Source organism: candidate division WOR-3 bacterium, from assembly GCA_039801725.1.
In the GTDB taxonomy this organism is placed as follows: domain Bacteria; phylum Hydrothermota; class Tepidihabitantia; order Tepidihabitantales; family DTDR01; genus DTDR01.
Window position 1 is genome coordinate 48,197 of the sequence record JBDRVE010000007.1, and the last position, 12,281, is coordinate 60,477.

Here is a 12,281-nt window from a genome sequence, read left to right on the forward strand (position 1 = left end):
CTTTTAAATTTTTATTAGTCGGGCGATATTTTTTTGACTTTTTCTTTGATGCCCAAAATTTTTTGGATAGGAAGATAAGATTTTCTTACAAACCAAGGGAATTCTTTATGTTTTTCGTACCATTTTTTTAACCATTCTCTTGTTTCGCTGTCGCCCAAATTTCCGCTGCCGATTGTTAAGTTCTCAATTTGGTATTCCGGATTACTTTTAAGTTGAAAAAGGAATTTCTCTTTAAAGAATTTGGCAATAAGAGAGGCGGTTTTCACTTCTAAATATTTTTCATCAGCATTTTTCTTAATTATCACTTGTGTTCCTTTTTTGGCTAAATCAGTTAAAAAATTCTTTAAATTTTTACCTACTCCGTAGTCGTCAATTGTAATCCTTAAATTCTTTAAATCTTTCTCTTTAATTAATTTCTTTAATATCGTTAAATAACCGAGATCCATTAGATAATTGATTTTATATTTATCAATCAATTGGGGAGAGATTTTTTTACCAACGAAGGTTAAGCCAGCCTCTTTATAAAATAAAATCTTTTTATAAATTTCTTGCCAATACGAAAAAGGATGCTCTTTTTTGGTATCAACAGTTGAAATAATTTCTTCTAAAAAGGGAAAAAGATTTTTGGGAATAAAGACACTAATAAGAATTAAAGGTCCAAATATTTCTCCCTTGTTTGTTTCATCCAAACCAATGGCAAAATCTTTGTTTAAGGGAACAAAGAGAGAGCCAGCAATTTTATTTATCTCCTCCCAAGCATTAATAACTTCTGGCGATTCAACCTTTGTTGGTGTTGAGTATAAAGTTTTTGTGGAATAATAAGTAAAAACTGCATCTTCTAATCTTATCCGCCAAATTTCATAAGGACTATTTACTTTTTCCTGTTTTCCGCCTTTCTCTAATAAAAGGGATTTTATTTTTTCTGCCTTATTTTTATTAACCCTCCATTTTCTACCGGTTAAAATCTCTTTCGCCATTAATAATCATAAATTCTCTTTTCGCCTTCAATTTTTTTAATTTCGGTAATATCCTGCGTAACTTCAATACATCCTAAATAATCACCTTCTTTATTACGGACAGCAAAATAACGAATATGAACTAATCTTCCTTTATGGGAAATCCAAAATTCAGCAACATCTCTTTTCTTATTTTTAAAATCGCTTAAAATTCTTTCAACAATATGGATACTTTTTTGGGGATGGCATTGTTGAACTTTTCTACCCAAAACTGCTTTGGTACGTAAAAATATTCTTTCTTTTGACTGGTTGAAGTATCTAACAATATCGTTTTTATCAACAAAAGTAATATCAAAAGGCAGAGTGTTTAAAAGATTTTCTAATTCTTCCAAAGAAAAGGCACCAGTTTCAAAATTGATTGGTAAGGTTTCTGAAATTTTTTTAGTTGTCTCTTTTATTTCTTCTCTTTTGGTGCTCTCGTCGGGTGTAAAACAGCAATAACCGATTTCATTAAATTCTTTCTTTATCTCCTGCCATTCTTCTTGGGTTATTACATTTAAAGAGGTAGGGAAAAGGATTTTATTTTCCTTATAAAAATGGGAATTTAACATTTCAAAAAGTTCTTGTGCCTTTTCTTTTAAAAGATTTAAATTTTCTTTCTTTTCCCATAATTGATAAATCTCTTTTTTTATGCTGCGGATTTTATCATGTTCCATCCACATTATTGCTGGTGGCTGGGTAATTCCGTGTTTCTCTAAATAAGGAAAAAGGACATTCTCTTCTCTTAAATAATGGGATTCGGAGTCTTTAAAATGATGAATAATATGTTCTAATTTTTCATCTAATTTATTTTCTAAAAGAATTTGATAAAACTCTCGACTATTCTCTAAAAGAATTTTATGCTCAGTCATTAAAATATAAATCGGGTGTCCGGGTTCAGTTAAAATCTCTTCTTTTGCTAACTCCTCTTCCATAAGTGCCAAATGAAGAGAACAAAATTTCTGGATTTCTTCTTTACTCATTCCTTCCCTAATCAATTCCTCTTCAATTTCCGCAACTATCTTCGGTGTTAAACCTTTTAAAGAATCTTTAAATTCCTCTTTCAATTTTTTAACATCTTCACCTTGATGGATTCTTTTTATTATTTCCTTTATTATTTCTTTTTTATTTTTGCCAAAAAGTTCACTCACTTTTCCTCCCTTTTGTTCAATTCTTTACATAATTTATCAATTTTACTTTTTAATAAATCTCTTATTTTACGATAAAAATTTAAAACTTCTTCTTCACTACCCTTTGCTAATTTAGGATTAGGAATTGGCCAAGATAATCTTTCTTTTACTTTTCCGATAAAATAGGGACAACTTTCTTTGGCATCTTCACCGCAAAGGGTGATTACATAATCAAATTCTTTGTTGAAAAACTGATTTACCAATTTACTTTTTTGTTGAGAGATATCAATATTAATCTCTTTCATTATCAAAATTGCCTTTGGATCAATTTCGGTTAATCTGCTACCAGCACTTTTTGCTTCGCAACAATAGGAATAAAAATTATTAACAATCGCTTCTGCCATTTGGCTACGGCAGGAGTTTTCTTCGCAAAGAAAAAGAATTTTAATTTTTTCCATTTCAATAATTTTATTTGATTTTTATAAAAATGTCAATTATAATTTAAACCTATGAAAAAAAATTTCATTGTCGCCATTGATGGTTATGCCGGTTCAGGAAAAAGTACGATTGCCAAAGAGGTTGCCAAAAGATTAAATTTTTTTTATTTAGATACGGGCGCAATGTATCGGGCAATAACTTATAAAATTATCAAAGAAAAGATTGATTATAAAAACGAACAGAAGTTAGCAAAGGTGCTAAAAAATATAAAAATTGATTTCAGAAATGAGAATAATAAAATAAAAATTTATCTAAATAATGAAGATGTAACGGATAAGATAAGAGAGCCAAAAGTAGAAAGATTAGTTTCGCCGGTCTCAGCAATCAAAATTGTTCGAGAAAAAATGGTAAAATTACAAAGAAAAATAGCCCATCAGAAAAATATAATTGCTGAAGGTCGGGATATTACTTCCGTAGTTTTTCCTAAAGCCAATTTAAAAATCTTTGTTGATTGTGAACTAAAAGAACGAGCAAAGAGGAGATTTAAGGAAGCAAAAGAAAAGGGTTACAAGATAAAATTTTCTGAAGTATTAAAAAATCTTATTATTCGTGATAAAATTGACCAAGAAAGAAAGTATAGCCCTTTAAGAAAAACTTCTGATAGTATTTATTTAAATACAACTAATTTGACAATTGAAGAAGAGATTGATTTAGTAAAATCTTTAATTGAATATTTACTAAAAAAAAGATGAAGTGGTATTGGCGATTAGGTTTTATTTTAACTTTGCCGCTATCTTTTCTCTTCTTAAAAGTAAAAAATAGATATTATTTACCGAAGGGAAAAGCAATTATTGTTTGTAATCATACCTCTAATTTTGATCCAATTTTAGTAAGTTTAGCCAGTTTACAAGAGTTATATTTTCTTGCTAAAAAAGAATTGTTTCAGGTAAGTCGCTTTTTTACTTGGTTAATAAAGACTTTTAATGCTATTTCTTTAGATCGAACAGGAATTGACCTTACTGCCTTAAAAAAAGTGGAAGAAGTTTTTAAAAAGAATAAAAAAATTGTTCTTTTTCCGGAAGGGACCCGTTCAAGAAATGGAAAATTAGGGAGTTTTAAAGATGGCGCCAGTTTTTTAGCCTTAAAGTTTAATGTACCAATTGTTCCTTGTTATATTAAAGGAGTAAGGGAATCTTTTATTCCTTTGCTTGTGGATCAGGATTTAAAAAAATTGGGTAGTGGTAAGAAAAAATTTAGAAAAATTGAAGTAACCTTCCTAAGACCAATAAGGATTCTCTTCTCTGAAAGAAATAATTGGGATAAAGATTTAATAAAATATTTAACTAAAACAATTGAAGAGCGGTTTAAAAATTATGGCTAAAATATATTTAGTAAAACCTTATGGTTTTTGTAGTGGATTAAAAAGGGCGTTTACTTTAATTAAAGATTGTGAAAAGAAATATTCTCAAATTTATCTGCTCGGCGAATTGCTCCACAATCCGATTGTGATAAAAGAATTAAAAAATAAAGGTGTCAAAATTATTGGAGAAAGAAGGATTTCTCTTTTAGATAATCTTCCAGAAAAAGAGAAAGTTGTTTTGATAATTCGGACTCACGGAATACCCAAGGAAATATTGAAAAAAATAGAAAGTTTTGGTATAAATATAATTAATACAACATGCAATTATATAAAAAAGATTTGTACAATCGTAGAAAATTTAAAAAAGGAGGATTATTGGGTTGTGATAATTGGCGATAGTGGGCATCCGGAAGTTAAGACAATTAAAAGTTTTGCTGAAGGAAAAAGTTTAATTTATAAGGAAAATTTAAAATTATCCAAACACGTAAGAATTGGTGTTGTAAGTCAAACAACATTAGACGAAACAACTTATTATCAAGCGTTAAACAATATTATTACTAATTTCCAATTTAATGAATTAAGAATTTTTAATACTCTTTGTCCCGAAGTTATTACCCGTCAAAAGGAAGTAAGAAAAATTGCGAAGAAGGTTGATTTAATGATAATTATTGGTGGTAAAAATAGTGCCAATACTAAAAGATTAAAAGAGATTGCTGAAAGAGAAGAATGCGAGACTTTTTGGATTTCTGATTGGAAAGAAATGGAGGATTTAAAAACTTTCGCTAAGAAATTTGATAAGATTGGTATTGCTTCCGGAACTTCTACACCGGAAGAGTTTGTTGATTTAGTAATAAAAAATCTAAAAAAGGAGGTAACCGAAGATGAAATTTGATGATTTATTATCTCAATATACTGTCCCTTTGAAAGAGAAAGAAATTGTTAAGGGAAGGATTGTGAAAATTTTAAAAAGCACTGTTTTAGTAGATTTAGGTCTAAAATCCGAAGGCGAATTAAGTATTGATGAGTTTTCCGACCCCGATGAATTAAAAGAAGGGAACGAAGTATATGTGTATTTAGAAAAATTAGAAGACAAGGAAGGTAAGCCGGTGATTTCTAAAAAGCAGGCTGATTTTCTTCTTCGTTGGGATAAGATAAAAGAGAAATACGAAAAAGGTGAACCGGTGGATATCAAAGTAAAAAAGAAAGTGAAAGGTGGCTTAATGGTGGAAGTTTTTGGTTTACCTGCTTTTCTTCCAGGTTCTCAAGTGGATATTAAACCGGTACTCAATCAGGATGCTCTTATTGGTCAAACTTTAAAAGCCAAAATTATTCAGGTAAATTATCCCAAACAAAACATTGTTGTTTCTCGGAGGGAACTTTTAGAAGAGGAGATTCAAAAAAAACGGGAGGCTTTATTAAAGAAAATAAAAGTTGGCGACGTGGTAACCGCGCGAGTAAAATCCCTTGCTGATTTTGGTGCCTTTGTGGAAATTGATGGTGTTGATGCTCTTTTGCATGTTTCTGATATTTCTTGGAACAAGGTTGTACATCCTAGCGAAGTTTTATCTATTGACCAAGAAATAAAAGTGAAAATTTTAGCGATTGATGAAAAATCTTTTCGAATAACAGTAGGGATGAAGCAACTTCAACCCCATCCTTGGGATGTGATCGAAGAGAAATATCCGGTGGGTTCTCGCGTGAAAGGAAGGGTTACCTCTTTAGCAGAATACGGAGCTTTTGTCGAATTAGAAAAGGGGATAGAAGGTTTGATTCATGTTTCGGAGATGTCTTGGACAAGAACGATTCACCATCCTTCACAAATTCTAAAAGTAGGTCAAGAAGTGGAAGCGGTTGTGTTACATGTGGATAAAGAGAATCGGCGGATTTCCTTGGGATTGAAGCAAACAATGCCTGACCCTTGGTCAATGGTGGATGAGAAATTTAAGATTGGTGAAAAGGTGATAGGGAAAATTAGATCTTATAAAGAGTTTGGTGCTTTTGTGGAGTTGGATGAAGGTATTGAAGGGTTAATACCTACTACGGAAATTTCTTGGACAAAGAGGATAAAACATCCCAAAGAGGTCTTTAAAAAAGGTCAAAAGGTAGAAGCAGTTATTACCGAAATCGATAAAATTAATCGGCGGATCACATTAAGTGTGAAAAGATTAAAAGAGGATCCCTTAGAAATGTTTATCAAAGAATATAAAGTGGGCGATACTTTAAAAGTAAGAATTATTGATACTCCCAAGGCAGGCCTGGTGGTTGGTTTGCCCTATGGATTAGAAGGTTTTATTCCTAATAGTCTGATTGCTCGCGATGAAAATCGAAAAAGAATAGAGCATAAGATTGGTGAAGAGATTGAAGTAAAAATTAGTGAAATTGACAAAGAAAAAAGAAGGATTGTTTTGAACGAAAGGGCGGTAAAAGAAGAATTGGTCAAGGCAGAAACTAAAGAAGAAATTGAACCTATTGCCACCGCTGGTCCCAAGAGTAAAGAGAAAAAGAGGAAATACACAATTGGGGAAAAGATTAAAAAACAAAAAAAGGGAAGTGAATAGACTCTATATTAAAACCTTAGGCTGTAAAGTTAACTATGCGGAAAGCGATGCTCTGGCGAATTATTTTAAAAATCGCGGATACGAAATTGTAAAGGAAGAAAACCAAGCCGATATCATTTTACTTAATACCTGTGCGGTTACCCAAGAGGCGGAGAAGAATTCCTATAAATGGTTTAATCGCTACCGAAAAAAGAATTACCAAATTATTCTCACCGGTTGTCTTATTCCTCTTTTAAAAAAAGCCTCCTTTTCTTTAAATGGTCAAGTAAAAATTCTTTCCCTGGAAGATAAGCAAAGGATTGTGGAAAGAGAGAATCTTCTACCTTCCCGTCGGCGGGCTTTCTTAAAAATTGTTGATGGCTGTGAGAATTTCTGTCATTATTGTCTGGTAGGAAGGATTCGAGGAAAATTGAAAAGTGTGTGTGAAGAGTGGATAATTAAAGAATGTGAAAGATTAAAGAATTTAGGAATCAGGGAGATTGTTCTTTGTGGAATAAATTTGGGATTATATGGTAAGGATATTGGTACTTCTTTATTCACTTTACTTTCCCATTTGGCAAAAAAAATTAAAGGAATAAGTTTTCGGCTTTCTTCTTTAGAAGTGGATACGTTCTCTGATGAACTATTATCATTAATTATTCAATTGGTAAAAGATGGGTTTTTATGCCCCCATTTTCATTTACCCCTTCAATCGGCATCGGACAAAATTTTGGAAAAGATGGGCAGGAAATACCGGCTTAAAGATTACGAAAGGGTGCTTACCAAAATTGTCGAAAACCTTCCAGACGCAAATATTGGTTGCGATGTAATAGTAGGATATTTAGGAGAGGAAGAGAAAGATTTTTTATTTACTTATCAATTTTTAGCGAAGATGCCCTTTGGCTATTTTCATGTTTTTCCTTTTTCTCCGAGACCTTTTACACCGGTTTATCACGAAAAGGAAACTGTTTCGGAAAAGGAGAAAAAGGAAAGGTTAAAGGTTCTTATTGGTTTAAGAGAGAAGAAAATATTAGAATACTGTCAGAAATTTTTCAATCAAGTGCGGAGAGGAATTTTAATTGAAGAAGACATTTATTTAACTGATAATTATTTAAAGGTAAAAATTTTTGAACCTTCCGAGGAAGTGGCTTATTTAAAAATTAAAGATTTTTATCTAAAAGATAAGAATTTCCCTATTTTGTTAGGTGAAGAGTTTAAAGGAGGATAAAATGGTTTATCTTTTAATGCTGTTAAATTTTCTCTTTTTCAAAGAGATTAAAATTGCTTATGTAGATATGGATAAAATTTTGAAGGAATACCAAGAAGCCCGAGAGGTTTTGAGCCAACTTGAGAAGGATATTGACCAATGGAAAAAGGAGGCGGATTCATTAAAAAATCTTCTTGACAAACTGAAAGAGGAATTGGAGATAAAAAAATTGATGCTTACCGAAGAAGGTTTTAAAATTGAAATGGAAAAAATAAATAATATTAGTGAGAGGTATAATAATTTTCTTTATGAAATATGGGGAAGAGGAGGTCGATTAGAGAGACGACAGGATGAGTTGCTCACACCAGTGGTAAAGAAGATTAGCGAAGTAATCCAAAAAATTGCTGAAAACGAAGGTTTGACAATTGTTTTTGATGCTAGTGCGACAAAAGTATTATATGCCGAACCAGGTTTAGATATCACCGATTTAGTATTAAGTGAATTAAATAAAGAATATACTAAGAAAGAAGGAAAGATAACAAAAGAAGTTTTAGTAGGGGTTCTCTCAATTTACGAAAGTGAGGCACGGGCTAAAGAAGAAAAGTTAGGAGATTATTTTTACAACAGATTAATCGTTTTTTTAAAAAGAAATCCTAATATCAAATTAGTTGAAACAGAAGATATAGAAAATGCTTTGATGCGACATAATCTCAAAAAAAATGATAAAATTGAAAGGAATATGGCTTTTCTTATTGGTCAAGAACTTTCTTTGGATTACATTGTTTATGGTAATGTTAGTCAAACCGGTAAAAAAATTATTTGTGAGACAAAAATTATTGATATAAAAAATAATACTGATATTTCTGTTGGCAAGGCGGAAGGAGGCAATAAAGAAGAAACGGCGGCAAAATTAAATGATTTTATCGGTCGGGCATTTTATCGATTGATAAAATAAATGTCAAATTTTTTTATTTCGAATAAAGCGAAGATTGCCGATAGTGTTTTGATTTATCCTTTTACTTATATTGGCGAAAATGTTTTTATTGATGAAAATACAATAATCTATCCCTTTGTTTGTATTTTAAGGAATACCAAAATTGGCAAGAACTGTCGGATTTTTCCTGGTGCCTTAATTGGTTTTGATGGTTTTGGCTATGAAAAGAAAGGAGGAGAGTATTTTTTTATTCCCCATAACGGCTGGGTAATTATTGAGGATAATGTAGATATTGGTCCGAATGTGACAATTGCTTTAGCTAAGGAAGGAGAGACAAGAATTGGGAAAGGAACAAAGATTGATGCCTTGGTTCATATTGGTCATAATGTAAAAATTGGTAAGAATTGTATTATTATTGCTCAGGTGGGGATTGGTGGTAGTGCCAAAATTGGTGATAATTGTATTTTAGCAGGTCAGGTGGGAATAAGGGACCATTGTGAGATTGGTGATAACTCAATTATCTATGCGAAATCAGCAGTTTTTAAATCGGTTCCGAAGAATAGTAAATATTCAGGTATTCCTGCTCGTCCTCATTTTTTAAATTTAAAATATTGGGCAAAACTTTTAAGAGATGTTCCAAAGAACGATTAAAAGGGAGATAACTTTTCAAAGTTATGGTGTGTATTCTCAAAAAGAAGTTTTTATAAGATGTTATCCAGCAGAAGCAAATACCGGAATAATAATTAATAACCAAAAACTATCAATTGATAAAATAACCTGTGAAAATCACACAACCGTTTTTAATAATAATGGTAATAAAATTTTTCTTATTGAACATTTTTTCGCAGTTCTTTTCTTATTAGGGATAGATAATTTAATAATTGAAATTTCTGGTAACGAATTTCCCTTTTTTGATGGTAGTGGAAAAGAGTATTATTTAAAACTAAAAGATTTAGTAGTTGATTTTGTTTCTTATAAGAAAGAGATAATAGAAATCAAAAGAAACTTAATTATCTTTGATGATAATAATTTTATTTTACTCTTGCCAAATAAGAAATTTTCTTGTTTAGTAATTACCAATTTTCCTGATTATTTCTCTTGGCAGAGTTGTAAATTAGATAACAATTTTTTGGATATTATTTTCTCCCAAACACCAATTCCTAAAAAAATCTTAAAAGAAGAAGATATTAGATTTTTTAAAAATTTAGGTTATTTCTCTAATCAAAATTGGCTTTTGGGCAAAGGCAAATTTGTCTATCATAAAATGCTTGATTTATTGGGAAATTTAAAGATTTTGAATAAGGAGATAAAGGCTAAAATTATTGCCTTTCGACCATCTCATAAATTAAATTTGCAATTAGTTAAGAAATTAGAAGAGTTATCTAAAGGAGGAAAAAATGGATATTGAAAAGATTAAAGAAATCTTACCCCATCGTTATCCCTTTTTATTTCTTGATAAGATATTAAATTTAGAAGAAAATAAAATAGTTGCCTTAAAACAGGTTACTTATAATGAATGGTTTTTTATCGGTCATTTTCCTGATTTTCCGATAATGCCTGGTGTTTTAATGGTGGAAGCAATGGCTCAAGCAAGCGGCGTTTTAATATGTAAGAATTTAAGAATGGAAGAAAAAGATTTTGTCCCTTTATTTTTAGGTATTGAAAAGGCAAGATTTCGTAAAGTGGTGAAACCAGGTGATACCTTAATAATTGAAGCAGAATTAAAAAATAAAATGGGAAATATTTTTAAAATCACTGGTAAAATTAAAGTTAATGAACAAATCGTTTGTGAAGGAGAACTGATTTTAGGATTCGAAAAGAAAGAGAAGATATTATAAAATTGGCAAAAATCTCTTCTTGGGCAAAGGTTTCAAAAAAGGCAATAATTGAAGAAGAAGTAATTATTCACCCTTTTGCAGTTATTGAAGATAATGTAAAAATTGGTAAAGGAACGGAAATTTTTTCTCATGTAATAATTTTAAAAGGGACAGAAATTGGTGAAAATAATAAAATTTATCCTGGTTGTGTTTTAGGAGTTTTGCCTTTTGATTTGAAATATCAAGGAGAAGAGTCTTATTTAAAGATTGGTAATAATAACATTATCCATGAAGGAACAACGATATCTAAGGCAACGGGTAAAGGAGAAGCAACAATTATAGGTAATAACAATTTTATAATGGCATATATCCATATTGCCCATAATTGTAGGATTGGTAACAATAATATTATTACCAATCATACCCAAATAGGTGGTCATTGTGAGATTTTTGATTATGTAAATATTGGTGGTAATTGTGGAATTCATCAATATGTAAGAATTGGTAGTTATAGTTTTGTTGGTGCCTTTTCTTATTTAAAAAAGGACTTATTACCTTTTATGATTGGTGAAGGGAATCCCTTTAAGGTTTATGGAATAAATACCGTTGGACTTTTAAGGGCAAATTTTGATAAAGAGAAAATAGCAATTTTAAAAAAATTATATCGGATTATCTACCATTCTAAACTTAATTTATCGCAAGCAATTAATTATATAAGAAATAATTTACCAAAAATTCCTGAGATAGAATTAATTATTGATTTTATTAAAAAGACAAAAAGGGGAATCTCTTTAAAAACCTATTAATTATTGACTTTTTAAAAATTTCAATTTATAATATTCTAACTAATCTTATGAATTTCAAAATTGAAGGAGGTTAAGAATGCGAGTAAAAAATATTTTTGTGATATTGTTTTTTATTAGTTTTATTTTTGCTGGCAATATTATTAAAGAATTTTCCTTCGGCAGAATCGATTCTAAAAAGATTGATAATTATGATTTGATTAATTTAGAAGGATGTAATGCCCGATTAGAAGAAGTTGGTAAGCCAATTATCCCTTTTAAAGATATTAGTATCTTAATTCCGCCAAGTGCCGAAATAAGTTCGATTGAAATCTTGGAATTAGAAAGAAAGGAAATTCCTGGTAATTACTATCTTTATCCTGCCCAAATGCCCAGACCAATTGGTGTGGATTATGACAAAGAATATCCCTTTATAATTGACCAAGAGTTTTATGAGACCGAAGAAGAGTATCCAAAGGAACTATATAGAATTATACCAAGCGGTTGCAAATCAGGATTTCGGATCGGCGGGATTTTTCTTTTTCCATTACATTATATACCAAAAGAAAGAAAATTAATCCTTTATTCTAAAATAAAGATAAAAATCAATTATGAAGAAGGAAAATACGATATTATCAGGCTAACAAAAAGTCAAAGGGATTTATTCTCCAAAGATTTGAAATATTTAGTAATTAATCCGGAAGATATAAATAAATTTTCGCCACCATTAAGAGCAAGTGATAATCCGGATATTGATTATGTTATTTTAACCGATACCAATTTAGTTTCTTCTTTTGTTCCATTAAGAGATTGGTTAAGAAAGACAGGTTTATGGACGGAGATAAGAACAACTCAATGGGTTGATAATAATTATTCAGGAAGAGATTTACCTGAAAAAATTAGAAACTTTATTAAAAATTATTTCCAGACACAAGGTTTAAAATATGTTTTATTAGGTGGCGACGGAGATTATAATAATCCAGTTGTGCCCACAAGGCAGGCAGGTCCTTTAACAGTAGGTGGAGAGACAAGGTTTATTGCTTGTGATTTATATTATGCTGATTTAGATTGGTCCTGGAAT

14 protein-coding genes are annotated in these 12,281 nt (G+C 30.6%); 11 read left to right on the plus strand and 3 right to left on the minus strand.

Annotated features, from left to right (window positions below; translation table 11 throughout):
• Nucleotides 1-14 precede the first annotated feature (14 nt).
• From ABIK75_02715 to ABIK75_02725, 3 genes are read right to left on the minus strand one after another with little or no spacing between them, the layout of a single operon-like run.
• Nucleotides 15-977, minus strand: coding sequence for a hypothetical protein (locus ABIK75_02715; protein ID MEO0090001.1), 963 nt, complete (start codon nucleotides 975-977; stop codon nucleotides 15-17).
• The gene (locus tag ABIK75_02720; GenBank protein ID MEO0090002.1) at nucleotides 977-2,146 is read right to left on the minus strand and encodes a DUF438 domain-containing protein; all 1,170 of its coding nucleotides are present in this window, start codon (nucleotides 2,144-2,146) and stop codon (nucleotides 977-979) included. The genes ABIK75_02715 and ABIK75_02720 overlap by 1 nt, the downstream gene beginning before the upstream one ends.
• Nucleotides 2,143-2,583 carry an arsenate reductase ArsC gene (locus ABIK75_02725; GenBank protein MEO0090003.1) on the minus strand — a complete coding sequence of 147 codons (441 nt, stop codon included), beginning with the start codon at nucleotides 2,581-2,583 and terminating at the stop codon, nucleotides 2,143-2,145. Before ABIK75_02725 ends, ABIK75_02720 begins: the two co-directional genes overlap by 4 nt.
• A gap of 51 nt (nucleotides 2,584-2,634) precedes the next feature.
• Between ABIK75_02725 and cmk the strand changes: the two genes are divergently transcribed.
• From cmk to ABIK75_02780, 11 genes are all read left to right on the plus strand, one after another.
• Nucleotides 2,635-3,315, plus strand: coding sequence for a (d)CMP kinase (gene cmk / locus ABIK75_02730; GenBank protein MEO0090004.1), 681 nt, complete (start codon nucleotides 2,635-2,637; stop codon nucleotides 3,313-3,315).
• Complete coding sequence (locus tag ABIK75_02735; protein ID MEO0090005.1) at nucleotides 3,312-3,944, plus strand: lysophospholipid acyltransferase family protein; 633 nt, start codon at nucleotides 3,312-3,314, stop codon at nucleotides 3,942-3,944. The genes cmk and ABIK75_02735 overlap by 4 nt, the downstream gene beginning before the upstream one ends.
• The gene (gene ispH, locus ABIK75_02740) at nucleotides 3,937-4,815 is read left to right on the plus strand and encodes a 4-hydroxy-3-methylbut-2-enyl diphosphate reductase (protein MEO0090006.1); all 879 of its coding nucleotides are present in this window, start codon (nucleotides 3,937-3,939) and stop codon (nucleotides 4,813-4,815) included. The genes ABIK75_02735 and ispH overlap by 8 nt, the downstream gene beginning before the upstream one ends.
• On the plus strand, nucleotides 4,805-6,481 hold the full coding sequence (locus tag ABIK75_02745; GenBank protein ID MEO0090007.1) for a 30S ribosomal protein S1: 1,677 nt from the start codon (nucleotides 4,805-4,807) through the stop codon (nucleotides 6,479-6,481). Before ispH ends, ABIK75_02745 begins: the two co-directional genes overlap by 11 nt.
• Nucleotides 6,474-7,688, plus strand: coding sequence for a MiaB/RimO family radical SAM methylthiotransferase (locus ABIK75_02750; protein ID MEO0090008.1), 1,215 nt, complete (start codon nucleotides 6,474-6,476; stop codon nucleotides 7,686-7,688). Before ABIK75_02745 ends, ABIK75_02750 begins: the two co-directional genes overlap by 8 nt.
• A 1-nt stretch (nucleotide 7,689) precedes the next feature.
• Nucleotides 7,690-8,622: an OmpH family outer membrane protein gene (locus ABIK75_02755; protein MEO0090009.1), complete on the plus strand. Its 933-nt coding sequence runs from the start codon at nucleotides 7,690-7,692 to the stop codon at nucleotides 8,620-8,622.
• A complete protein-coding gene (gene lpxD, locus ABIK75_02760; protein ID MEO0090010.1) occupies nucleotides 8,623-9,252 on the plus strand; it encodes a UDP-3-O-(3-hydroxymyristoyl)glucosamine N-acyltransferase in 630 nt (209 codons plus the stop codon).
• On the plus strand, nucleotides 9,233-10,009 hold the full coding sequence (locus ABIK75_02765; GenBank protein MEO0090011.1) for a UDP-3-O-acyl-N-acetylglucosamine deacetylase: 777 nt from the start codon (nucleotides 9,233-9,235) through the stop codon (nucleotides 10,007-10,009). The genes lpxD and ABIK75_02765 overlap by 20 nt, the downstream gene beginning before the upstream one ends.
• The gene (fabZ, locus tag ABIK75_02770; GenBank protein MEO0090012.1) at nucleotides 9,999-10,439 is read left to right on the plus strand and encodes a 3-hydroxyacyl-ACP dehydratase FabZ; all 441 of its coding nucleotides are present in this window, start codon (nucleotides 9,999-10,001) and stop codon (nucleotides 10,437-10,439) included. Before ABIK75_02765 ends, fabZ begins: the two co-directional genes overlap by 11 nt.
• A gap of 2 nt (nucleotides 10,440-10,441) precedes the next feature.
• Nucleotides 10,442-11,224 (plus strand): acyl-ACP--UDP-N-acetylglucosamine O-acyltransferase, encoded by a 783-nt coding sequence (lpxA, locus tag ABIK75_02775; GenBank protein ID MEO0090013.1) that lies wholly within the window; start codon nucleotides 10,442-10,444, stop codon nucleotides 11,222-11,224.
• A 76-nt stretch (nucleotides 11,225-11,300) separates the two neighbouring features.
• Nucleotides 11,301-12,281: C25 family cysteine peptidase (locus ABIK75_02780; GenBank protein MEO0090014.1), on the plus strand; the 981-nt coding region annotated here is incomplete at its 3' end.

Coding starts and splice junctions, on each gene's coding strand:
- ABIK75_02765 (MEO0090011.1), top strand. CDS start 9,233: ATGTTCCAAAGAACGATTAAAAGGGAGATAACTTTTCAAAGTTATGGT.
- ABIK75_02715 (MEO0090001.1), bottom strand. CDS start 977: ATGGCGAAAGAGATTTTAACCGGTAGAAAATGGAGGGTTAATAAAAAT.
- ABIK75_02755 (MEO0090009.1), top strand. CDS start 7,690: ATGGTTTATCTTTTAATGCTGTTAAATTTTCTCTTTTTCAAAGAGATT.
- ABIK75_02745 (MEO0090007.1), top strand. CDS start 4,805: ATGAAATTTGATGATTTATTATCTCAATATACTGTCCCTTTGAAAGAG.
- ispH (MEO0090006.1), top strand. CDS start 3,937: ATGGCTAAAATATATTTAGTAAAACCTTATGGTTTTTGTAGTGGATTA.
- ABIK75_02725 (MEO0090003.1), bottom strand. CDS start 2,583: ATGGAAAAAATTAAAATTCTTTTTCTTTGCGAAGAAAACTCCTGCCGT.
- cmk (MEO0090004.1), top strand. CDS start 2,635: ATGAAAAAAAATTTCATTGTCGCCATTGATGGTTATGCCGGTTCAGGA.
- lpxD (MEO0090010.1), top strand. CDS start 8,623: ATGTCAAATTTTTTTATTTCGAATAAAGCGAAGATTGCCGATAGTGTT.
- fabZ (MEO0090012.1), top strand. CDS start 9,999: ATGGATATTGAAAAGATTAAAGAAATCTTACCCCATCGTTATCCCTTT.
- ABIK75_02735 (MEO0090005.1), top strand. CDS start 3,312: ATGAAGTGGTATTGGCGATTAGGTTTTATTTTAACTTTGCCGCTATCT.